At 57.9% G+C, this 18,242-nt stretch carries 18 protein-coding genes and 1 riboswitch; of the genes, 7 read left to right on the plus strand and 11 right to left on the minus strand.

What is annotated here, in order from left to right:
* Positions 1–28: 28 nt before the first annotated feature.
* Positions 29–1,816 (minus strand): malto-oligosyltrehalose trehalohydrolase, encoded by a 1,788-nt coding sequence (treZ, locus tag ABU178_RS19955; RefSeq protein ID WP_397218209.1) that lies wholly within the window; start codon positions 1,814–1,816, stop codon positions 29–31.
* Positions 1,817–2,139: 323 nt separating this feature from the next.
* Entirely contained in the window at positions 2,140–2,403 is a 264-nt protein-coding gene (locus ABU178_RS19960) for a DUF1127 domain-containing protein (RefSeq protein ID WP_397218211.1), read from the minus strand.
* A gap of 87 nt (positions 2,404–2,490) precedes the next feature.
* On the opposite strand from ABU178_RS19960, the gene ABU178_RS19965 reads away from it, so the two are divergent.
* Positions 2,491–3,936 carry a PLP-dependent aminotransferase family protein gene (locus tag ABU178_RS19965; RefSeq protein ID WP_397218213.1) on the plus strand — a complete coding sequence of 482 codons (1,446 nt, stop codon included), beginning with the start codon at positions 2,491–2,493 and terminating at the stop codon, positions 3,934–3,936.
* A 171-nt stretch (positions 3,937–4,107) separates the two neighbouring features.
* Here ABU178_RS19965 and thiH read toward each other — a convergent pair whose 3' ends face one another.
* The 7 genes from thiH to rsd form a co-directional block, all read right to left on the minus strand.
* Positions 4,108–5,235 (minus strand): 2-iminoacetate synthase ThiH, encoded by a 1,128-nt coding sequence (gene thiH, locus ABU178_RS19970; RefSeq protein ID WP_397218215.1) that lies wholly within the window; start codon positions 5,233–5,235, stop codon positions 4,108–4,110.
* Positions 5,235–6,008: a thiazole synthase gene (locus ABU178_RS19975; protein WP_397218217.1), complete on the minus strand. Its 774-nt coding sequence runs from the start codon at positions 6,006–6,008 to the stop codon at positions 5,235–5,237. The genes thiH and ABU178_RS19975 overlap by 1 nt, the downstream gene beginning before the upstream one ends.
* A gap of 1 nt (position 6,009) precedes the next feature.
* Positions 6,010–6,210: a sulfur carrier protein ThiS gene (gene thiS, locus ABU178_RS19980; RefSeq protein ID WP_397218219.1), complete on the minus strand. Its 201-nt coding sequence runs from the start codon at positions 6,208–6,210 to the stop codon at positions 6,010–6,012.
* Positions 6,207–6,956, minus strand: a complete 750-nt coding sequence (locus ABU178_RS19985) for a HesA/MoeB/ThiF family protein (RefSeq protein WP_397218221.1) — start codon at positions 6,954–6,956, stop codon at positions 6,207–6,209. The genes thiS and ABU178_RS19985 overlap by 4 nt, the downstream gene beginning before the upstream one ends.
* Positions 6,946–7,590, minus strand: a complete 645-nt coding sequence (thiE, locus tag ABU178_RS19990) for a thiamine phosphate synthase (protein ID WP_397218223.1) — start codon at positions 7,588–7,590, stop codon at positions 6,946–6,948. The genes ABU178_RS19985 and thiE overlap by 11 nt, the downstream gene beginning before the upstream one ends.
* Positions 7,587–9,515 (minus strand): phosphomethylpyrimidine synthase ThiC, encoded by a 1,929-nt coding sequence (thiC, locus tag ABU178_RS19995; protein WP_397218225.1) that lies wholly within the window; start codon positions 9,513–9,515, stop codon positions 7,587–7,589. The genes thiE and thiC overlap by 4 nt, the downstream gene beginning before the upstream one ends.
* 92 nt (positions 9,516–9,607) lie before the next feature.
* Positions 9,608–9,706, minus strand: a riboswitch (TPP riboswitch).
* Positions 9,707–9,833: 127 nt separating this feature from the next.
* On the minus strand, positions 9,834–10,340 hold the full coding sequence (gene rsd, locus ABU178_RS20000) for a sigma D regulator (RefSeq protein WP_397218227.1): 507 nt from the start codon (positions 10,338–10,340) through the stop codon (positions 9,834–9,836).
* A gap of 89 nt (positions 10,341–10,429) precedes the next feature.
* Between rsd and nudC the strand changes: the two genes are divergently transcribed.
* The 6 genes from nudC to ABU178_RS20030 all read left to right on the plus strand — a co-directional run bounded on the left by nudC (position 10,430) and on the right by ABU178_RS20030 (position 14,826).
* The gene (nudC, locus tag ABU178_RS20005) at positions 10,430–11,203 is read left to right on the plus strand and encodes an NAD(+) diphosphatase (protein ID WP_397218228.1); all 774 of its coding nucleotides are present in this window, start codon (positions 10,430–10,432) and stop codon (positions 11,201–11,203) included.
* Between the two features lie 37 nt (positions 11,204–11,240).
* Positions 11,241–12,308: a uroporphyrinogen decarboxylase gene (gene hemE / locus ABU178_RS20010; protein WP_397218230.1), complete on the plus strand. Its 1,068-nt coding sequence runs from the start codon at positions 11,241–11,243 to the stop codon at positions 12,306–12,308.
* Positions 12,309–12,310: 2 nt separating this feature from the next.
* Entirely contained in the window at positions 12,311–12,979 is a 669-nt protein-coding gene (nfi, locus tag ABU178_RS20015) for a deoxyribonuclease V (protein WP_397218232.1), read from the plus strand.
* Positions 12,980–13,041: 62 nt separating this feature from the next.
* Entirely contained in the window at positions 13,042–13,632 is a 591-nt protein-coding gene (locus ABU178_RS20020) for a YjaG family protein (protein WP_397218234.1), read from the plus strand.
* A gap of 188 nt (positions 13,633–13,820) precedes the next feature.
* The gene (gene hupA / locus ABU178_RS20025; protein ID WP_033755847.1) at positions 13,821–14,093 is read left to right on the plus strand and encodes a nucleoid-associated protein HU-alpha; all 273 of its coding nucleotides are present in this window, start codon (positions 13,821–13,823) and stop codon (positions 14,091–14,093) included.
* Positions 14,094–14,157: 64 nt separating this feature from the next.
* Complete coding sequence (locus tag ABU178_RS20030; RefSeq protein ID WP_397218237.1) at positions 14,158–14,826, plus strand: DUF1481 domain-containing protein; 669 nt, start codon at positions 14,158–14,160, stop codon at positions 14,824–14,826.
* Positions 14,827–14,871: 45 nt separating this feature from the next.
* Here the strand turns inward: ABU178_RS20030 and purD are convergent, their stop codons facing one another.
* Entirely contained in the window at positions 14,872–16,152 is a 1,281-nt protein-coding gene (gene purD, locus ABU178_RS20035) for a phosphoribosylamine--glycine ligase (protein WP_397218240.1), read from the minus strand.
* 19 nt (positions 16,153–16,171) lie between these two features.
* On the minus strand, positions 16,172–17,761 hold the full coding sequence (purH, locus tag ABU178_RS20040) for a bifunctional phosphoribosylaminoimidazolecarboxamide formyltransferase/IMP cyclohydrolase (RefSeq protein ID WP_397218242.1): 1,590 nt from the start codon (positions 17,759–17,761) through the stop codon (positions 16,172–16,174).
* Positions 17,762–18,242: the final 481 nt, after the last annotated feature.

Below are 18,242 nucleotides of genomic sequence, written 5' to 3' on the forward strand. Positions count from 1 at the left end.
TGAATACGGTAGGTGGCGGTTGGAATCTTCACTTTGCGTCTCCCGATGCGAGGCGGACAACGATGGAGTTTTGCGGCAGCTCACTTGCCGCTTTCGGCCAGGCGAAAATCGTCTCGCCAGGCTGGTCAGGAAGCGGCTGGGTGGACTCGCTGATGTTGAGCGCAATCGACAGCGTGCCTTGCGGGAAACCCCAGCTGACAGCGACGAAGCCCGGTGCAGTTTTCACCACCTTGCCGGAATCGCCGCCCGCCGTGGCAAGCAGCGGCACGACATGTTTCTGACGCAGCGCCAACAGCTCTTTGGTCAGCGCCAGCCATCTCTTGCCATCCTCGCTCTCCGGTTTTTCCCAGTCCAGCTTCGACATCTCAAAGGTCTGCTGTGCGTTCGGATCGGGCACGCTTCCATCTTCATGCCCGGCATGGCCTTCGAATTCCTTTGCGCGCCCCTCGCGCACGGCTTTGGCGAGATCGCCGTGGAAATCGGTGAAGAACAGGAATGGATTGGTCTCGCCATACTCCTCGCCCATAAAGAGCAGCGGGATATGTGGCGAGAAGAGTAGCGTGGCGAGCAGAACCTTTGTCCGGTCGGTGCCGGCCAGTTCGATTAGCCTGTCGCCCTGGGCGCGATTGCCTACCTGGTCGTGGTTCTGGATGAAATCCACAAAGGCGACCGGCGGCTGGCCAGAACTTTTCACGCCGCGCGGCTTGCCGCTCTGCGCCGACACCTCGCCCTGGTAAGCGAAACCTTCCGTCAGAATCCGGGCGATCAGCTTTTCCGGCTCACGGGCAAAATCCTTGTAATAGGCGTGGGTCTCACCGGTGGCGAAGACATGGACGGCATTGTGGAAATCGTCGTTCCATTCACCGGTAAACAACGGCACGGAACCCTCTTCCTCGCGCGGATGCAGGAAGATCACGTTGCGGCTGTCCTCGGTAGTTAGATGAATCGGACGGTCGGTGATTTCGGCGCGGATGCGTTCGGCGATTTCAATCAGCGCGTGCTTGTCGGAACTGTCCTCAATCTGATCGATGGCGTCGAAGCGCAGGCCATCAAGATTGTACTCCTTCAGCCAGTAGATCGGCGCTTCCACAATATAACGGCGTGCCGCATCGATATCATACGCGATGCCGGCGCCCCAGGGCGTCATACGCTCCTTGTGAAAGAAATCAGGCGCCAGCAGCGGCAGGTAGTTACCCTCGGGGCCGAAATGGTTGAGCACGATATCCAATACCACCGAGAGGCCATGATCATGCGCGGCATCGACGAAGGCTTTGAAGTCATCCGGCGTGCCGTAGGCGGAGTGCGGCGCGTAAAGCAGCACGCCGTCATAGCCCCAGCCACGGTTGCCGCCGAACTGCGAAACCGGCAGGATCTCAAGCATGGTGATGCCAAGCTCAGCGAGATAAGGCAGCTTCCCGATCGCGGCCCGGAATGTGCCTTCCGGCGTGAAGGTGCCGATATGCATCTCGTAAACCACCGTATCGATCCACGGGCGGCCTTGCCATTCGGTGTTCTGCCAGCTGTAGCGGGTTGGATCGATAACGAGGGAAGGGCCGTTGACATCCGCCTTCTGGGCGCGGGAGGCGGGGTCTGGCACCACCATGCCGTCGGCGAGGACAAAATTATACTCCGCGCCGGGTGCAACGCCGCTGATCACCTGTTCAAACCAGCCGTCGCCGTCCGGCTTCATCTCTGTTTCTTCGCCGGAAAGCCTGAGCGTTACCTCATCCTGACCGGGCGCCCAGAGACGAAAACGAACGGTGTCGGCAGCCACATATTCGGCACCCCAACTTTTAAGAAATGATTTGGAATTCATTCAATAGCCTCGTTTAACCCAGAAATGAGCAGTGAACGACATCGCGCGGTTCTTGTGCCGGTGATGCGAGCTCTAATCGCTTAAACTTCCAGGCCTGGTCCGGATGCCGTAATGGGTCGGCGCTCCAGGATAGCCATGACGATGGCTACCTGAAGAGCGTGAATAGAGAAACGGTATCTGATTAGATTGGTCCCAGGCAGCATACGAAAATCAATCATAGACCATTAATGCCGACGCTGAGGTGCCGCTGTAGCAGGGTAGCGGTGGTGAGGGGGATGTTGATTTTGAAGGCGAGCGGCCCGGACGAGCCGCTCAGGCCCAGGTCAGCGATAGCGCCGTACATCTTCTGCGGTTAAGCCAATATCTTTCAGCTGTGTCTCGTTCAGGTGCAGCAGAATGCGTCGCGTCTGGTTGCGTAAGTGCCAGTCGCGGAATCTCCGCCATCCAGGGATTAATGCGGCAGAAAACAGTTTGGCTCTACGATTGCTTTCAAATTCCATGGTCTTACCCTCATTTGAATGTCTGACGCTCATTGTCAGCCTGAGGGTATTTTCAATACAGAGGCAAAAATTACCTTTTTTTAACATACAGATTGCGCCTGATAAGATCTGAATGGTAAAAAAGGATCCTTTCTGTACTGGTTTTAAATTCTGTTACGCTAAGCGAGGCGTACGATGACACGCTATCAACATCTGGCAACGCTGCTGGCCCAGCGTATTGAACAAGGACTGTATCGCAGTGGCGAGCGCCTGCCTTCGGTGCGCAGCCTGAGCGTGGAGCATGGCGTAAGTATCAGCACCGTGCAGCAGGCTTACCATCTGCTCGAAGAGAAGCAGTTGATCACGCCACAACCGCGATCGGGCTATTTTGTTGCTTCACGCAAAGCGACGCCACCGGTACCGGCACTGACGCGCCCCGCCCAGCGTCCGGTAGAGATCACCCAATGGGATGCAGTGCTGGAGCTGCTTAACAGCCGCCTCGAAGATGACGTGCTGCAACTGGGCAGCGGCACGCCCGATCTGACTCAGCCAACGCTAAAACCGCTGTGGAAATCCCTTGGCCGCCTGGCGCAAAAACAGGATCTGCGCATACTGAATTACGACACGCTGTATGGCGTAGCCGCGCTGCGTGAACAGGTGGCGCGGCTGACTATCGACAGCGGCTGTCAGCTCACGGCGGATGAGATTGTCATTACCACCGGTTGCCATGAAGCCTTATCGGTTTCAATACGCGCCGTCTGCCAGCCCGGCGATATCATTGCCGTGGAGTCGCCAACATTCCACGGCATCATGCAGACGCTGCGCGGTTTCGGTATTCGCGCCATTGAAATCCCAACCGATTCCGTAACCGGCATCAGCCTTGAGGCGCTGGAGCTGGCGTTCGAGCAATGGCCGATTAAAGCGGTGGTGGTGGTGCCCAACTGCAATAATCCGCTCGGCTTTATCATGCCCGAAGCGCGGAAGCGTGCGCTGCTTACGCTGGCGCAGCGCTTTGATGCGGCCATTGTTGAAGATGATGTCTACGGCGAGCTGGCCTGGGACTATCCGCGTCCGGTGACGGTAAAATCGATGGATATGGATGGCCGCGTGCTGCTCTGCAGCTCCTTTTCCAAAACCCTGGCGCCGGGCTTACGTGTGGGCTGGGTCGCGCCGGGCCGCTATCGCGATCGCGTGATTCATATGAAATATATCGTCACCGGTTCCACCGCGACGCAGACTCAGCTGGCCGTGGCCGAGTTTATTCAGCAGGGCCACTATCTGCCGCATCTGCGACGTATGCGTCATACCTACCAGCGCAATTATGAAACCTTTAGCTGTCTGGTTCGCCATTACTTTCCTTGCGGCATCTGCGTATCGCGGCCTCAGGGCGGTTTCCTGATGTGGATTGAGCTGCCGGAAGCGTTTGATGCGGTGCGACTGAACCGCGAGCTGCGCGAATCGCATATCCAGATTGCCGTGGGTTCGCTCTTTTCCGCCTCAGGCAAATACCGCAACTGCCTGCGCCTTAACTTCTCCTCGTCGGTAGATGAAAAAACCGAGCGGGCAGTGGCCATACTGGGCGGCGCCGTTGAACGCGCCATGGCCGCCTGCCTGGAAACTCCCGCCTTACCGCTCCCATAAGGCGGCAAGTCAGAAGGCAGGGCCGGCAAGAGGAGGGAACCGGCCCTGGCCAGACAGGGAATCTGCCCGGCGAACACCACTTTAAACGGCACAAAAAAACGCACCAGCAAAAGGATTTGCCGGTGCGTAGCGTTTCGCAGCGAGTTTGATCGGTTTACATCATCAACAAAATTATTGCGCGATGCGTCCCAGATAGCCGTCCCAGTCTTTCCATACCGGCTGTAAACCGGCGCGGCTGAGCGCGGCAGCAACCTGCTGCGGCGTGCGATCGTCGTGAGGCGCAAACTGTTCCAGCTCCGGGCGATTTTCCGCATAGCCGCCGGGCTGGGTTTTCGAAAAGGCGCTGACGTGCGTGATCGCCAGCGGCACGACGCGGTCGCGGAAAGCGGGGGATTCGCGGGTGGAAAGCGTCAGCTCCACTTCCGGCGCGAACAGGCGAAATGCGCAAATGGCCTGCACCAGCTGACGCTCGTTCATCAGCGAAGCGGGTTCAATGCCGCCAGCGCAGGGACGTAAACGCGGAAAGGCGAGCGAGTAACGCGATTGCCAGTAGCTGCGCTGCAGCCACAGCAGATGCTCGCCCATCATAAAACAGTCGGTGCGCCAGCTGTCCGATAAGCCGATCAGCGCGCCCAGCCCGATCTTATCGATCCCGGCGCGCCCAAGACGATCCGGCGTTTCGAGGCGAAAGAAGAAGTCCTGCTTATTGCCTTTCAGATGGTGTTGCGCATAGAAGCTGGGGTGATAAGTTTCCTGATAGACCAGCACGCCATCCAGTCCCAGGGTTTTCAGCTCGCGATACTCCGCTTCCTGCAGCGGCTGCACCTCCATCATCAGCGAACTGAAGCGGGGGCGAATCACGGGCAGATGCTGGCGGAAATAATCCATGCCGACTTTGCTTTGATGCTCGCCGGTCACCAACAGCAGCTGATCGAACCCCAGTGCGCGGATCGCCTCGCACTCGCGTGCGATCTCTTCGCCATCCAGCGTTTTACGCCGGATACGGTTGCTCATGGAGAAGCCGCAATAGGTGCAATCGTTGGCGCACAGGTTCGAAAGATAGAGCGGCACATAAAAGCTGACGGTATTGCCAAAGCGTTGACGCGTCAGGCGCTGCGCCTTTTGCGCCAGCGGTTCGAGAAAAGCTTCCGCTGCGGGTGAAAGCAGCGCCATCAACTCATTGCGTCCCACGCGCGTGGCGTTCAGCGCATTTTCTACGTCGCGCGCGGTTTTGCTGTGAATGCGCAGGCGGATATCATCCCAGTCGAGCTGGCGCCAGCGATCGATAAAATCAGCCATTACGCCTCCTCGCTTTGCAGAAAGCCCGTTAATGGACTGGAGGCGACGGCGTGGCGGTGAACCGCGCCGGGGCCGCTTGCCGCTGCCAGCGCACCCGCCTCGACCGCCAGACGAAAGGCGCGCGCCATCATCACCGGATCCTGCGCCACCGCAATGGCGGTGTTGACCAGCACCGCATCAGCACCCAGCTCCAGCGCTTCGCTGGCGTGGCTCGGCGCGCCGATGCCCGCGTCCACCACCACCGGCACCTGCGCCTGTTCGATAATAATCGCCAGCAGATCGCGGGTTTTCAGCCCCTGATTGCTGCCAATTGGCGCGCCTAACGGCATGACGGCGGCGCAGCCTGCCGCTTCAAGCCGCTTGCAAAGAACCGGATCGGCGCTGCAGTAAGGCAGGACAATGAAGCCTTCTTTAACCAGCTGTTCAGCGGCTTTCAGCGTTTCGATGGGATCGGGCAATAGATAACGCGCATCCGGATGGATCTCAAGCTTCAGCCAGCGGGTGCCCAGCGCTTCGCGCGCCAGGCGAGCGGCGAACACCGCCTCTTCTGCGGTTTTCGCGCCTGACGTATTGGGCAACAACTGCACGCCCAGCTGCTGTAGCGGTTGCAAAATACCATCGTTACCGCCGCGCAGATCGACGCGTTTCATCGCCATCGTTACCAGCTGTGAACCCGACTCGCGGATAGCCGCCAGCATGGTCTCTGCTGAGGCGAATTTGCCCGTGCCGGTGAATAGCCGTGACGTAAAAGTTTTATCAGCAATCTGTAGCATCTCAGCCTCCTGCGATAGCCTGAAACACGAGGATGTCGTCACCCTCGGTTAATCTGCATTGCGCCCAGCTCTGGCGCGGCACAATGGTGTGGTTAACCGCCAGCGCAATGCCTGGCTGGTGGCGCGACAGCTGCGCCAGCAGTTCGCTCAGCGTGGCGGCATCTTCCAGCTCCACGATTTCATCGTTTACCTTCACCTTCATGCGCCACCTCGACACACCGGGCAATGCGCATCAGCCTGCAGATTCAGGGTGCGCCAGGTTTGTTCCCGACCATCAAACAGACGCAGCTTGCCTGACAGCGTCGAACCCTGGCCGCTGAGCAACTTTATCGCCTCCAGCGCCTGCAAGGTGCCCATCACGCCCACCACCGGGCCGAGGACGCCCGCCGTGCGGCAGTTGCGCTGCGGTTCGCTCTCATCCGGCCACAAACAGTGGTAGCAGCCCTGTTGCCACGGCGGCGTCAGCACCAGCAGCTGTCCGCCAAAGCCCACCGCGCTGGCGCTGATCAGCGGCCTGTTGTGGCGAACGCAGGCGGCGTTGACCGCCTGACGGGTAATCATGTTGTCGCTGCAATCCAGCACCAGATCCACCTCTTGCAGCGCCTGATCCAGCGCCGCCTCATCCATGCGCTGCGTGACGACATCCACCAGCACAGCGGGATTGAGCGCCTGCAGATGCTGCTTCGCCAGCGGCGCTTTCAGCTGTCCGGTTTCTGCGCTGCGATAGAGGATCTGCCGTTGCAGATTGCTGATATGCAGCTGGTCATCATCCGCCAGCAGCAGCCTGCCGACACCAGCAGCGGCGAGGTAAAGCGCGGCGGGCGAGCCGAGGCCGCCAAGGCCAACAATCAGCACGCTCGACTGGCGCAGCTTTTGCTGGCCCTCCACGCCGACTTCCTCCAGCAGCAGCTGGCGGCTGTAGCGCAGAAAATCGCTGTCATTGAGCATCACTGTCTCCTTGCGGCTCCGCCAGCATCAGCAGGGTTTGCGTCGCGGCGCGCCAGTCCGCCGCCTGAGTAATGGCGCTCACCACGGCGATACTGCCGACGCCGGTGGCGAGCACCTCAGGCGCGCGCGCAATGCTGATGCCGCCAATGGCGACGGTGGGAATATGCTCCAGCCGCGCCAGGTGCCGCTTCAGCTCTGCTAAACCCTGCGGCGTGGAGGGCATTGACTTGGTCTGCGTGGGGAAAATATGGCCCAGCGCGATGTAGGAAGGACGCAGCGCCAGCGCCCGATCCAGCTCGGCATCGTCGTGCGTCGAGACGCCAAGCCGCAGCCCGGCGTGACGTATGGCGTCAAGATGCGCCACATCAAGATCTTCCTGGCCCAGATGCACGCCGTAAGCGTTGTGCTTGATCGCCAGTCGCCAGTAATCGTTGATAAACAGCCGCGCACGGTGCTTTTTACCCAGCGCTATCGCCTCGATAATCGCCGGTTCCACCGCCTCGTCCGGACAATCTTTAATGCGCAGCTGAATAGTGCGCACGCCCGCATCCAGCAGACGAGCAATCCACTCCACACTGTCGACCACCGGATAAAGACCGAGCTTCGGCGCGGTGGCGGGGAAGGGGGCCGTCATGCTTTCTCCTCCTTCAGCGTGTCGGCCGGATGGTAAAGTTCGCCGCCCCGGCTGCGGAACGCCTCGGACATCTGCGCCATGCCAATCTCCACCGGCTGCGCCTGCGCTTCCTGACGCGCCGCATAGTCGCGCACTTCCTGGGTAATTTTCATCGAGCAGAATTTCGGGCCGCACATCGAACAGAAGTGCGCCACTTTGCCCGACTCCTGCGGCAGGGTTTCATCGTGATAAGCGCGCGCCGTCTGCGGATCGAGCGCGAGGTTAAACTGATCTTCCCAACGGAATTCGAAGCGCGCTTTTGACATTGCGTTGTCGCGGATCTGCGCGCCGGGATGACCTTTCGCCAGATCGGCGGCATGGGCGGCGATTTTATAAGTAATCAGACCCTGCTTCACATCCTCTTTGTTCGGCAGGCCGAGGTGCTCTTTTGGCGTGACGTAGCAGAGCATGGCGCAGCCAAACCAGCCGATCATCGCGGCGCCAATGCCAGAGGTGAAATGATCGTAGCCGGGGGCGATATCGGTGGTCAGCGGGCCGAGGGTATAAAACGGCGCTTCATGACAGTGTTCCAGCTGTTCGGTCATATTGCGGCGGATCATCTGCATCGGCACATGGCCGGGGCCTTCAATCATCACCTGGACATCATACTCCCAGGCGATTTTGGTGAGCTCGCCCAGCGTGTGCAACTCGGCGAACTGCGCTTCATCATTGGCATCCTGAATAGAGCCGGGACGCAGGCCGTCGCCCAGCGACAGCGAGACATCATAGGCGGCGCAGATTTCACAGATTTCGCGGAAATGCTGATAGAGAAAGCTTTCTTTGTGGTGTGACAGGCACCATTTCGCCATGATCGAGCCGCCGCGCGAAACGATGCCGGTCAGACGTTTGGCGGTCATCGGTACGTAGCGCAGCAGCACTCCGGCGTGGATCGTGAAGTAATCCACCCCCTGTTCCGCCTGCTCCAGCAGGGTATCGCGAAAGATTTCCCAGTTCAGATCTTCCGCCACGCCATTTACTTTCTCCAGCGCCTGATAGATCGGCACCGTGCCGATGGGCACCGGGCTGTTGCGCAGAATCCATTCGCGCGTTTCGTGGATGTAGCGGCCGGTGGAGAGATCCATCACTGTATCCGCGCCCCAGCGCGTGGCCCAGACCAGCTTTTCCACCTCCTCTTCAATCGAAGAGGTCACCGCCGAGTTGCCGATGTTGGCGTTGACCTTCACCAGAAAGTTGCGTCCGATAATCATCGGTTCCGATTCCGGGTGGTTGATGTTGGCGGGGATAATGGCGCGCCCGGCGGCGACTTCCTGACGTACAAACTCCGGCGTGATGTTCTCTGGCAGATGCGCGCCAAAACTGTTGCCTGCATGCTGCTGTAACAACACCTCGCTACGGATGCGCTCGCGCCCCATATTTTCACGCAGGGCGATAAATTCCATCTCCGGGGTAACAATGCCGCGACGCGCGTAGTGCAGCTGCGTGACGCACTGGCCCGCTTTGGCTTTGCGCGGGCGCGGCAGATGTTCAAAGCGCAGATGGTCGAGACCATCATCGGCAAGACGCTGCTGGGTATAGGCTGAGCTGAGCTGCTCGATCGCGTCGCTGTCGCTGCGCTCCGCTATCCAGTCGGCGCGCAGCTTGTCGAGGCCGCGATGCACATCAATACTCGCCTGCGGATCGCCATAGGCGCCAGCGGTGTCATAGACCGGCACCGGCTCGTTGGCTTCATAATGCGGTGTTTCTTTGCTGCCGCCCGTCAGCGTAGGACTCAGGGCGATTTCACGCATCGGCACGCGAATATCGTCGCGGCTGCCGGTAATCCAGATTCGCGTTGAGTTGGGAAAGGCGGTGCCCTGCAGGGAATCGATAAACTGTTGTGCCTGAGCGCGCTGCTCGCGACGGTTCGGTTTTGACGTAGTAGACATAGCAATTTTCCAGTTAAAAGGGGAACGTTGCTTGTCCGGAGTTCGGAAGGAGTAACAGGATCGGCGCGCGCAGACCACACGACGCCGTACTGATGATGTTTACTCTTGTTCCCTTCGCAGGTTCTAACCTGATCAGGTTCCGCGGATCCCGAATGAACGGTCTCAGCCCTAAGGCACTCCGACAAGATGAATAAAAAGGTGTTTCAGGCGAACATGATCGCCTGAAAGCTAAACGGGCTTTGGCAGTGAAAACTTGCCAAAGCCCGTTTAGCATAAAAGGGCTGCTAAAGAATCACAAGCGATTTACAAAATGATAACTTATGCCGGACGGGCGATATCGCTTTCGTTGGCCGCTTCGGTGCGCACCAGCGCGTTATCCCATGCCAGCTGGATCAGTTTGTCTTCCAGCGTAAAGCGAATTTCCAACACTTCGCCCACTTCCGACAGCGCCTGCTGGAAGGAAACGCAGTTCTCATCGTTAATCGCCTGCTGCAGATAGCCGTCATAGAGCTGCATCAGACGTTCAGTATTTTTTTCCAGCGCCGGGTAGATCTGGGCAGCAGCGGTCATCGGGCTATCGCCGCTCATTTCGCTGACGATGCGCTCATAAATACTGAAATGACCTGCTGAAAGGTAATCCACCAGGGTGTGACAGAAGCTATCCAGCGCCTGCTCATCAAGCGTGGTTAACGAATCTTTGTTCGGCTTGATGCCAACCATATTGTAATAGGCCACCAGCAGCTGGCGGCGAGCGTTAAGCCATGAATCCACCAGTTCGTTACTGCCACCTACGCGCTCGGTGAGGATGTCTAACTGGTTAAACATATTGGACTCCATGTGAGTTATAGTTGTTGATCTACACACTTAACATCAGAACTTCAGCGTGCTTATCGACGCTAAGGATGACGATTTATATGCAACGTGAGATCTCAAGCGTAGACGCTGGATGGTGGATTGTCAGCCATGAACAAAAACTTTGGCTGCCGAATGGCGAATTACCGCACGGCAAAGCTGAAAAATGGGGTCTGGCGGGCAGCGAAGGTCGGATAATTGGCGAGTGGCTGGGCGAGACGGTCTGGCTGGTCTGCGCGTCGCGGCCGGAGAATATGGCATCGCTGCGCCAGCTTATCGATCAGGATGTGGGACTGTTTCAGCTGGCCGGACGCGGCGTGCAGCTGGCGGAGTTTTATCGCGCCCATCGCTGGTGCGGCTACTGCGGTCATGAGATGCATCCCGGCAAACGGGAATTCGTCTGCCTGTGCAGCCACTGCAACGAACGCTACTACCCGCAAATTGCGCCCTGCATTATCGTCGCGATCCGCCGCGGCGACGAAATCCTGCTGGCGAACCATGTGCGCCATCGCAACAGCATCTATACCGTGCTGGCGGGCTTTGTGGAGGTCGGGGAAACCCTCGAACAAACCGTGGCGCGTGAGGTGATGGAAGAGAGCAACATCAAGGTAAAAAACGTCCGTTACGTCACGTCGCAACCCTGGCCGTTTCCCCATTCGCTGATGATGGCGTTTATGGCGGAGTATGAGAGCGGCGAGTTAAAGCATGATGAGAAAGAGTTGCTGGATGCCGGCTGGTTCCGCTACGACGCCTTGCCGATGCTGCCGCCCGCAGGCACGGTGGCGCGCAGGCTGATAGAAGATACGGTTGCCTTATGCCGCGCCGGGGCGCAATGAGTGTTACACTACGCGCCTGTGATGGAGAGAGCCTGAAATGAGTGAACTGAAGAACGATCGTTACCTGCGCGCCCTGTTACGTCAGCCGGTGGATACCACGCCGGTCTGGATGATGCGACAAGCCGGGCGCTACTTACCGGAATACAAAGCCACGCGCGCGCAGGCCGGTGATTTTATGTCGCTGTGTAAAAATGCCGAGTTGGCTTGTGAGGTGACGCTACAACCCTTGCGTCGTTATCCGCTCGATGCGGCGATCCTCTTCAGCGATATCCTGACCATTCCTGACGCGATGGGGCTGGGTCTCTATTTTGAAACCGGCGAAGGACCGCGCTTCGCGCATCCGATCACCTGCCGCGCCGATGTGGATAAGCTGCCTGTGCCCGATCCGGAGCAGGAGCTGGGCTACGTGATGAACGCGGTGCGCACGATCCGTAAAAACCTGAAGGGCGAAGTGCCGCTGATCGGCTTCTCCGGCAGCCCGTGGACGCTGGCGACCTATATGGTGGAAGGCGGCAGCAGCAAAGCCTTCACAAAACTAAAAAAAATGATGTATGCCGATCCGGCTACCCTGCATGCGATGCTGGATAAACTGGCAGAGAGCGTTATTCTTTATCTGAACGCGCAGATTCGCGCCGGCGCACAGTCGGTAATGGTTTTCGATACCTGGGGCGGTGTGTTGACCGGCCGCGATTACCGCGAATTCTCGCTGTACTATATGCACAAAATTGTCGACAGCGTGCTGCATGAGAACGAAGGCCGTCGCGTGCCGATCACCCTGTTCACCAAAGGCGGTGGTCAATGGCTGGAAGCGATGGCGGAAACCGGATGTGACGCGCTGGGTCTTGACTGGACCACCGATATCGCCGATGCGCGCCGTCGCGTAGGTCACAAGGTTGCGCTGCAGGGCAATATGGATCCCTCCATGCTCTACGCGCCGCCGGCCCGTATCGAGCAGGAGGTGGATACCATCCTGCAGGGCTTTGGTCAGGGCAGCGGTCATGTGTTTAACCTGGGGCATGGCATTCATCAGGATGTGCCGCCGGAACATGCTGGCGCATTTGTCGAGGCGGTACATCGCCTGTCGCGCCCGTATCATCAGGAGTAATTATGGATATTGCGGCATTACGTGCCGAGCAATTGTCACGCGCTGCGGATGTAGTACGTGACGATGATTTCGATGTGCTGCCGCCGCGTTTTATCGCTGGCGCAGACGTGGGATTCGAGCAGGATGGCGAAGTGACGCGTGCCGCAATAGTGATCCTGGAATACCCCTCGCTGAAAATGGTGGAGCATCGCGTGGCGCGTATCGCCACCACCATGCCTTATATTCCCGGCTTCTTGTCGTTTCGCGAATACCCGGCGCTGCTTGCCGCCTGGGAGATGCTGGAACAGAAGCCGGATCTGCTGTTTGTGGATGGACACGGCATTTCCCATCCGCGCCGTCTCGGCGTTGCGTCCCATTTCGGTCTGCTGGTGGATGTGCCGACCATCGGCGTCGCCAAAAGCCGTCTGTGCGGCCGCTTTGCCGAGCTGGACGAAACGCCGGGATCGCGTCAGCCGTTAATGGATAAGGGCGAGCAGATTGGCTGGGTCTGGCGCAGCAAAAAGCGCTGTAATCCGCTGTTTATCGCCACCGGCCATCGCGTCAGTCTCGACAGCGCGCTGCACTGGGTAGAAAAATGTATGGGCGGTTATCGCCTGCCGGAACCTACGCGCTGGGCTGATGCCGTCGCCTCCAACCGCACCGCGTTTCAACGCTGGCAAAACACGCTTTAGCGCTGCCTGTCAGCGCCTTTTGCTGTACACTGCCGCCAGCCATTTCGATAAGAGTCAGCGTCATGTTACTTAACCCCATTCATTTGCGCCTCGAGAAGCTGGAAAGCTGGCAGCACGTCACTTTCATGGCCTGTCTGTGCGAGCGCATGTACCCCAATTACTGGGCTTTTTGTCAGCAGACCGGCTTTGCTGATCCACAGCTTTATCGCCGTTTGCTCGACCTGGTCTGGGAAACCCTGACGGTTAAAGACGCGAAGATTAACTTCGACAGCCAGCTGGAAAAGCTGGAAGAGGCGATCCCGGACGGCGACGCCTTTGACGTCTATGGCGTTTACCCGGCGATTGATGCCTGCGTGGCGCTGAGCGAACTGCTGCACTCTCGTCTGAGCGGCGAAACGCTGGAGCATGCTATTGAAGTCAGCAAAACCTCGATTACCACCGTTGCGATGCTGGAAATGACGCAGGCCGGGCGAGAAATGACCGATGATGAGCTAAAAGAGAATCAGGCGATAATTGATGAGTGGGACCTGCAATGGGAGATATTTCGTCTGCTCGCAGCCTGTGAAGAGCGGGACCTTGAATTAATAAAAGGACTGCGATCTGACCTGCGTGAAGCGGGAATCAGTAACATCGGTATAAATTTTCAGCAGTAAGGCGATAAAACGTGACTTCAGGCCCGAATTACCGCGCCTGGAGGCTTCACATCGGCCCCCTCTCTGGTCTACATTTGGGGGGCTGAAAATTGTGGCTATCGGTGCGTGCAGGCTGAAGAGTGCCTGAATATGGCTTTTCCCTCGCACTCGTTGCTTAGCAAGCGGTAAATACACTTTAAGGATAACTTATGAACAAGACTCAACTGATTGATGTGATCGCGGAAAAAGCGGACCTGTCAAAAACCCAGGCTAAAGCGGCACTGGAATCAACTCTGGCTGCGATCACTGAGTCTCTGAAAGAAGGTGATGCTGTGCAACTGGTTGGCTTTGGTACTTTCAAAGTGAACCATCGCGCTGAGCGCACTGGTCGTAACCCGCAGACCGGCAAAGAAATTAAAATCGCTGCGGCTAACGTACCGGCATTCGTGTCTGGCAAGGCACTGAAAGACTCTGTTAAGTAAGTCACCGCATAGCGGCAAGGTTTAAGAAGGGGGCGAATTCGCCCCTTTTGTTTGGGTGCCAGCCATGCTGAAAAAGAGACATTATCGCGCGCTCAGCCTGTTTATCGCCGCGCTCCTGCTTGCCGGTTGCAGTTCCACGCCGGATATTCCTGCCTTTACCGCCAGCGGCTATCTTGCCGATCGCGGTGCCGTACGCATCTGGCGTAAAAACGATGCCCATCAGGCAATCCACATTCGAACCGCCTATACGCCTTTTAACGGCGATGCAATGGAATTCAGCGACTACAGCTGGCGACAAGGCAAGCTGCTGAGCATTGAGCGCCATGTAAAAGGCGCGCAGCCAGACGACGTCACCTTACGTTTTGACGAGCAGGGCAGCCTGAACTTTATGCAGCGTCAGCTGGATGGACGACGTGAAGCGGTTAATAGCGATGCGGTTGAGCTTTACACCTTTGATGCGCAGCGCATGTTGAATATCAGCGATGCGTTGTTAAGCGGCCGTGTTTTTCTGCATCAGGGCCACTGGCTGGGCGGCAGGGATGTACAGAGCTGTGAGGGAACACGCGTAACGCCTGACTTCGATGCGGATACGCTAAGCGCGCTGGCGCAACAGCAGCGCACCAGCACTTCGCCGCTAACAATCGCCTGGCTGGAAGCGCCGGAAGGGATACAGCTGTTGCGTGTCAGTCATGAGGATGATTGTAGCTGGCAGCCGCAGGAAGCGGACTTTTAACCGGGGCGAGAGGCGATAAAAAGGGGCGCCAGGCGCCCCTGATTGTTACTTGCGGTCGATAGCGCGATAGCCGATATCGGTACGGAAGAAACTGCCGTTCCAGGAGATATCTTTCGTCAGCAGGTAGGCGCGTTTTTGCGCCGCCGCCACATCTTCGCCCAGCGCCGTTACGCAGAGCACGCGTCCGCCGTTGGTTACCACCAGATCGTCCTGCATTTTGGTGCCCGCATGGAACACTTTGCCATCCGCAACTTCTTCTAACGGCAAACCATGAATCTGATCGCCGGTAGCGTAATCGCCCGGATAACCGCCAGCCGCCAGCACCACGCCAAGGGCGGGACGCGGATCCCATTCGGAATCTTTCTGATCCAGCTTGCCTTCGCAGGCGGCCAGGCAGAGCTCGACCAGGTCGGAGCGCAGACGCAGCATGATCGGTTGGGTTTCCGGATCGCCGAAGCGGCAGTTGAACTCAATCACTTTCGGCTGGCCCGCTTTGTCGATCATCAGACCGGCATAGAGGAAGCCGGTGTAGACATTGCCTTCCGCCGCCATGCCGCGTACCGTTGGCCAGATCACCTGATCCATCACGCGCTGGTGGATCTCATCGGTCACCACCGGCGCGGGAGAGTAGGCGCCCATCCCGCCGGTATTGGGACCGGTATCGCCGTTGCCGACGCGTTTGTGATCCTGGCTGGTCGCCATCGGCAGGACGTTTTCACCATCCACCATCACGATAAAGCTGGCTTCTTCGCCATCCAGAAACTCTTCGATAACGATACGGTGACCGGCATCGCCAAAGGCGTTGCCTGCCAGCATGTCCTGTACCGCCTCTTCTGCTTCTTGCAGGGTCATGGCGACGATCACGCCTTTCCCGGCGGCAAGGCCGTCAGCCTTGATCACAATCGGCGCGCCTTTTTCACGCAGATAAGCGAGCGCAGGTTCCACTTCGGTGAAGTTCTGGTATTCCGCCGTTGGGATATGATGGCGTGCCAGGAAATCTTTGGTAAAGGCTTTCGAGCCTTCCAGCTGCGCCGCTGCCTGGGTGGGGCCGAAGATTTTCAGCCCGGCCGCGCGAAACGCATCCACGACGCCAATAACCAGCGGCGCTTCCGGACCGACAATGGTTAAATCGATCTGCTCGCGCTGTGCGAAGCTCAGCAGGGCAGGGATATCGGTTGCGCTGATGGCGACGTTTTGCAGCGCTGGCTCCAGCGCAGTACCGGCGTTACCCGGCGCGACATATACCGTTTCCGCCAGCGGCGACTGGGCTGCTTTCCAGGCCAGCGCATGCTCACGTCCGCCATTTCCAATGACTAAAATTTTCATAGCTGTTTTCTCCTGGCGATTAATGACGGAAGTGACGCATGTCGGTAAAGATCATGGCGATGCCATGTTCATCGGCTGCGGCAATGACTTCCTCATCACGGATGGAGCCACCCGGCTGAATCACACAGGTCACGCCTACGGCTGCGGCGGCATCAATGCCATCGCGAAACGGGAAGAAAGCGTCTGATGCCATCGCCGAGCCTTTCACTTCCAGCCCTTCATCTGCCGCTTTGATACCGGCGATTTTAGCGGAGTAAACGCGGCTCATCTGACCAGCGCCGATTCCCACGGTCATATTGTCGCGCGCATAAACGATAGCGTTGGACTTCACAAACTTAGCTACCTTCCAGCAGAAAAGCGCGTCGCGCAGTTCCTGCTCGGTGGGCTGGCGTTGGCTGACCACACGCAGCTGGCTGGCTTCCACCATACCGAGATCGCGATCCTGCACCAGCAGGCCGCCATTAACGCGTTTGAAGTCGAGACCGGCAACACGCTCCTGCCACTCTCCGCAAATCAATACGCGAACATTCTGCTTGCTGGCGGTGATCTTCAGCGCGGCGCTGCTGGCGGCAGGCGCAATGATCACCTCGACAAACTGGCGGCTGATGATCGCCTGCGCAGTCGCTTCGTCCAGCTCACGGTTAAACGCGATAATGCCGCCGAATGCAGAGGTAGGATCGGTTTTCCAGGCGCGCTCATAGGCTTCGAGAATGGTGCCGCCGACGGCTACGCCACAGGGGTTCGCATGTTTCACGATCACGCAAGCCGGCTCGCTGAAGGCTTTAACACATTCCAGTGCGGCATCGGTATCCGCGATGTTGTTATAGGAGAGCGCTTTGCCCTGCACCTGCTGCGCGGTAGCAACAGACGCTTCCGTAACGTTCTCTTCTATATAGAAGGCAGCGTCCTGATGGCTGTTTTCACCGTAGCGCATATCCTGCTTCTTGATGAAGTTCAGATTCAGCGTGCGGGGGAAGCGGCCGGCAGGAGTTTTATCGTCGCTATGATAGGAAGGAACCAGACGGCCAAAGTAGTTGGCGATCATGCTGTCGTAAGCGGCGGTATGCTCAAAGGCTTTGATAGCGAGATCGAAACGCGTTTCCAGAGTCAGCGAATTCTCATTGGCGTCCATCTCGGCGATAAGCGTGTCGTAGTCGCTGCTCTTTACCACAATCGCTACGTCTTTATGGTTCTTGGCGGCGGAACGAACCATGGTGGGGCCGCCAATATCAATATTCTCAACGGCATCTTCTAACGAGCAGTTTTCGCGCGCTACGGTCTGGGCAAACGGATAGAGGTTAACGACCACCATGTCGATAGGCGCGATATCGTGCTGCGCCATAATGGCGTCATCCTGGCCGCGACGGCCAAGAATACCGCCGTGCACTTTCGGGTGCAGCGTTTTGACGCGTCCATCCATCATTTCCGGAAATCCGGTGTAGTCAGAGACTTCAGTCACAGGCAGACCAGCTTCTGCCAGCAGACGGGCTGTGCCGCCAGTGGAGAGCAGCTCGACACCGCGGCTGGAAAGCGCCTGAGCAAATTCGAGGATACCGGCTTTGTCAGAGACGCTGAGCAGAGCGCGGCGTACAGGACGACGTTGTTGCATGGTGGTTTTATCCCTTGGCTTTGTTTCGCGTAAATAAGAGCGTTACATCAAGCTTAGTCCTCTCTTTCCTTTATATAGGGAAGAAAAGCTTCAGGTAACGCCCCGAAAAGGGGCAGCCGTTACGTCGCGGGGCATTGTAGCGAAAACGTTTGCGTGATGCTCGCCTAAATTGCGCGTCGTCAGGAATGTGGATAACACTGTGCGTAACTGCGTATAAGGCGGGGTTTTGCTGTGGAATGCAGCGAACGGTTATTTTTGTTGAATTTAGCGGTTGCGCTTGCCGGACAACTCCCTATAATGCGCCTCCATCGACACGGAACAACGGCTTCACAGCCACCGGGTCAGAGGTTCAGGAAACGCTGAACCGCCGGAGAAAATCGCTGAAAAAAGTGATTGACTCTGAGGGAGAGTAGCGTAATATACGCCACCTCGCGACAGACGGTTAACCCGCTGGCCGCACCGCTCTTTAACAATTTATCAG

Source organism: Pantoea osteomyelitidis, assembly GCF_044342975.1.
Classification (GTDB): domain Bacteria; phylum Pseudomonadota; class Gammaproteobacteria; order Enterobacterales; family Enterobacteriaceae; genus Pantoea; species Pantoea osteomyelitidis.